Source organism: Hydrogenophaga sp. 70-12, assembly GCF_001897365.1.
In the GTDB taxonomy this organism is placed as follows: Bacteria; Pseudomonadota; Gammaproteobacteria; order Burkholderiales; family Burkholderiaceae_C; genus Hydrogenophaga; species Hydrogenophaga borbori.
Genome location: NZ_MKSS01000049.1, coordinates 1 through 3,549 on the forward strand (window position 1 = coordinate 1; position 3,549 = coordinate 3,549).

At 69.3% G+C, this 3,549-nt stretch carries 5 protein-coding genes; 1 reads left to right on the plus strand and 4 read right to left on the minus strand.

What is annotated here, in order from left to right:
• From BGO22_RS03535 to BGO22_RS03550, 4 genes are all read right to left on the minus strand, one after another.
• Positions 1 to 601: UDP-2,3-diacylglucosamine diphosphatase (locus BGO22_RS03535; RefSeq protein ID WP_286848998.1), on the minus strand; the 601-nt coding region annotated here is incomplete at its 3' end.
• Between the two features lie 17 nt (positions 602 to 618).
• Positions 619 to 1,125: a peptidylprolyl isomerase gene (locus tag BGO22_RS03540; RefSeq protein WP_070398074.1), complete on the minus strand. Its 507-nt coding sequence runs from the start codon at positions 1,123 to 1,125 to the stop codon at positions 619 to 621.
• A gap of 2 nt (positions 1,126 to 1,127) precedes the next feature.
• Entirely contained in the window at positions 1,128 to 1,721 is a 594-nt protein-coding gene (locus BGO22_RS03545) for a peptidylprolyl isomerase (protein WP_070398073.1), read from the minus strand.
• An 11-nt stretch (positions 1,722 to 1,732) separates the two neighbouring features.
• The gene (locus BGO22_RS03550) at positions 1,733 to 2,314 is read right to left on the minus strand and encodes a tetratricopeptide repeat protein (protein ID WP_070398072.1); all 582 of its coding nucleotides are present in this window, start codon (positions 2,312 to 2,314) and stop codon (positions 1,733 to 1,735) included.
• A 222-nt stretch (positions 2,315 to 2,536) separates the two neighbouring features.
• Between BGO22_RS03550 and cysS the strand changes: the two genes are divergently transcribed.
• Positions 2,537 to 3,549: cysteine--tRNA ligase (cysS, locus tag BGO22_RS03555; protein WP_286849003.1), on the plus strand; the 1,013-nt coding region annotated here is incomplete at its 3' end.

The window sequence follows — 3,549 nt, forward strand, 5'->3', positions numbered from 1 at the left end:
CGTCCACGTCCGCCCACAGTCCGGGGTCGGGGCCCAGGCTGCGCTTGCGCGCCTCGCTGCGCGCGCGCAGATCGCGCGCGATGGCCTGGCGTTCGACCAGGGGGCGGGCAAGGAAGTCGCGCTGCCAATCGGCGCCGCGCACCTGGGCGCGAAAGCCCTGGTAGTCGGTGTCGGCCAGGCACAGCGCGTCGCCGTGGCTGAGCAGCCAGCGCTGACCGGCGAACACCAGCACGGTGGGGTCGTGCAGGGCCGTCATGCCGCAGGCGGCCAGGCCCTCGGGGCCGAGCAGGAAATCGCGGTTGCCGGCGATGAAGAAGGTGGGGGTGTGGCGGGCGAAGCCGCTCAGGGCCTGTGCGCAGCCGCGCCAGAAGCGGCGGTCGGCGTCGTCGTGGGCCTCGTCGGGCGCGAGCAGGTCGTCGCCGACCCAGACCTCGAACAGGTCACCCAGGATGAAGAGCGCGTCGGGCCGGGGCGCGCGCGCGAGGTAGGCGAGCCAGGCGGCGTGTGTGGCCGGATCGCCCGCGTGCAGGTGCAGATCGGAGATCAGCTCGACGGATCGCCACGACGCGGGCGCCACCAACTCGGGGAAGCGCTCGGTCATGGGCGTGGGCCGGTCGCTCAGACGGCGACCGCTTTCTCGATCACGACGTCGGTCTTCGGCACATCGTCGTGGAAGCCGCGGCGGCCCGTGGGCGCGCCCTCGATCTGCTTGACGATCTCGCTGCCCGCGACCACCTTGCCGAACACGGCGTAGCCCCAGCCCTGCGCGCTGGGCGCGGTGTGGTTGAGGAAGCCGTTGTTGGTGACGTTGATGAAGAACTGCGCGGTGGCCGAGTGCGGGTCGCTGGTGCGCGCCATGGCCACGGTGTAGACGTCGTTCTTGAGGCCGTTGTTGGCCTCGTTCTGGATCGGCTTGTCGGTGGGCTTCTGGTTCATGCCGGGTTCGAAGCCGCCGCCCTGGATCATGAAGCCGGGGATGACGCGGTGGAACACGGTGTTGTCGTAGTGGCCCTTGTTCACATAGGCCAGGAAGTTGGCGGTGGACTGCGGCGCCTTCTCGGCATCGAGTTCGAGCGTGATGACGCCCATGCCGGCGATGTGCAGTTCGACTTTCGGATTGGCCATGTTCATTTCTCCAGGCTGGCTTTGACGATGGTGACGGGGGTCTGCGGAACGTTCTGGTGCATGCCGCGGTTGCCGGTGGGCACCGCGCGAATCTTGTCGACCACGTCCATGCCGGCGACCACCTTGCCGAACACGGTGTAGCCGTGGCCGTCGGGCGAGGGCGCGTTGAGGCCCGGGTTGTTCACGACGTTGATGAAGAACTGCGAGGTGGCCGAGTCGGGGTTGCCGGTGCGCGCCATGGCGATGGCGCCGCGGTCGTTCTTCAGGCCGTTGCCGGCCTCGAGCGGCACGGGCGCGCGCGTGGGTTTTTGCTGCATGTCGGCCGTGAAGCCGCCGCCCTGGATCATGAAGTTGCCCATCACGCGGTGGAACACCGTGCCGTCGTAGTGCTTGTCCTTGACGTACTGCAGGAAGTTCTCGACCGTCTTCGGCGCCTTGGCGGGGTCGAGCTCGACGACGATGTCGCCGAGCGAGGTGGACAGGCGCACGCGCGGTGCCTTGCTGTCCTGGGCCCGGGCGGTGAAGGCCAGCGCGAGCGCCAGACTGGTGGTCAGGGCGGTGGCCAGGCGGGCGAAGCCGCGTCGGTGCAATGTCATGGGAGAAATCCTCAGCGGGGGGTGGTGGCCAGCAGGCTCTGCACGGCTTTGAGTTTGGGTGCCAGGCGCGGGTTCTGCGCGTCGACGTCGCGCGCGCGCTGCCAGGCGCGCTCGGCCAGCCGCGCATACACGTCGCCCAGGTTCTCCAGCGCCACGGCGTAGCGCGGGTTGGCGCGGATCGCGGCCTCCAGCGCGACGCGGGCTTCGTCGTAGCGGCCGGCCGCGGCGTGCAGCACGGCCAGGTTGTTGTGCGGCTCGGGCAGCTCGGGGTTGTCCTGCGTGAGGTTGGTGAAGGTCTCGAGCGCGGCCGCGCTGTCGCCCTTCTGGTTCTGCGCCACGCCCAGCAGGAAGCGCATCTGCGGGTCGCGCGGGTTGCCGCGCAGGTAGTCCTGCGCGCGGCTCAGGGCCTGGTCCAGCTGCTGGGCGCGCATGAGGCGCGAGACCTCGTCATAGGCCGAGGGCGCGGGGATGCTGGGCGACTGGGCCTGCGCCAGCCAGGGCAGGGCGGCGGCCAGGCCGACCAGCAGCGCTCGGGTGAAACCACGGAAACAAGCGAGGACGGCGCGGTCCAGCGGTGAAGCTCGGTGAGACATGGAACCTCATGGGATGCGCCGGGCGAAGCGGATGCCCGACCAGTGGCGCCCTTCGGTGCGTGCGTGCGCGGGATGGGCGTCGATATACTGACGCATTGTATCTGAGGGGTACCGGCGAGCCGGTCGTTTCAGACCGTGCCTGCGGGGCGCCGGACCCGTGAGGCGCCGCGCTGGCGAGCGTGGTTGGAAGCGGTCGGCACCGCGCCTGCCCTGCGCCTTGCGATGACCCTGCATATCCACAACACCCTCACGCGCCGGCTCGAGCCTTTCGCGCCCATCGAGCCCGGCCACGTGCGCATGTACGTTTGCGGCATCACGGTCTACGACCTGTGCCACGTGGGCCACGCCCGCTCCAACATCGCCTTCGACGTGGCTCGCCGCTGGCTCGAGGCCAGCGGCTACCGCGTCACCTTCGTGCGCAACATCACCGACATCGACGACAAGATCATCCGCCGCGCGGTGCAGAACGGCGAGACGGTGCGCGGCCTCACCGACCGCATGATCGCCGCCATGTACCAGGACTTCGATGCCCTGGGCATCGCGCGCCCCACGCACGACCCGCGCGCCACCGACTACGTGCCGCAGATGCTCGACATCGTGCGCACGCTCGAAGACAAGCAACTGGCCTACCGCGCGGCCGACGGCGACGTGAACTACGCGGTGCGCCGCTTCCCTGGCTACGGCAAGCTCTCCGGCAAGACGCTCGACGAACTCCAGGCGGGCGAGCGCGTGGCCGTGGCCCAGGGCAAGGGCGACCCGCTGGACTTCGTTCTCTGGAAGGCCGCCAAGCCCGACGAACCCGCCGACGCCCAGTGGGACTCGCCCTATGGTCGCGGCCGTCCGGGCTGGCACATCGAGTGCTCGGCCATGGCCTGCGCGCTGCTCGGCAAGACCTTCGACATCCATGGCGGCGGCGCCGACCTGCAGTTCCCGCACCACGAAAACGAGATCGCGCAGAGCGAGGGCGCCAACGGCGTGCCGCTGGCCGCGGTGTGGATGCACAACGGCTTTGTCAACGTCGACAACGAGAAGATGTCCAAGAGCCTGGGCAACTTCTTCACCATCCGCGAGGTGCTGCAGAAGTACGACGCCGAGACGGTGCGCTTTTTCATGCTGCGGGCCCACTACCGCAGTCCGCTCAACCACAGCGACGCCCATCTGGACGACGCGCGCGCCGCGCTCAAGCGCCTGTACACCGCGCTGTCGGTGGTGAACGCGGCGGACGTTTCCATCGA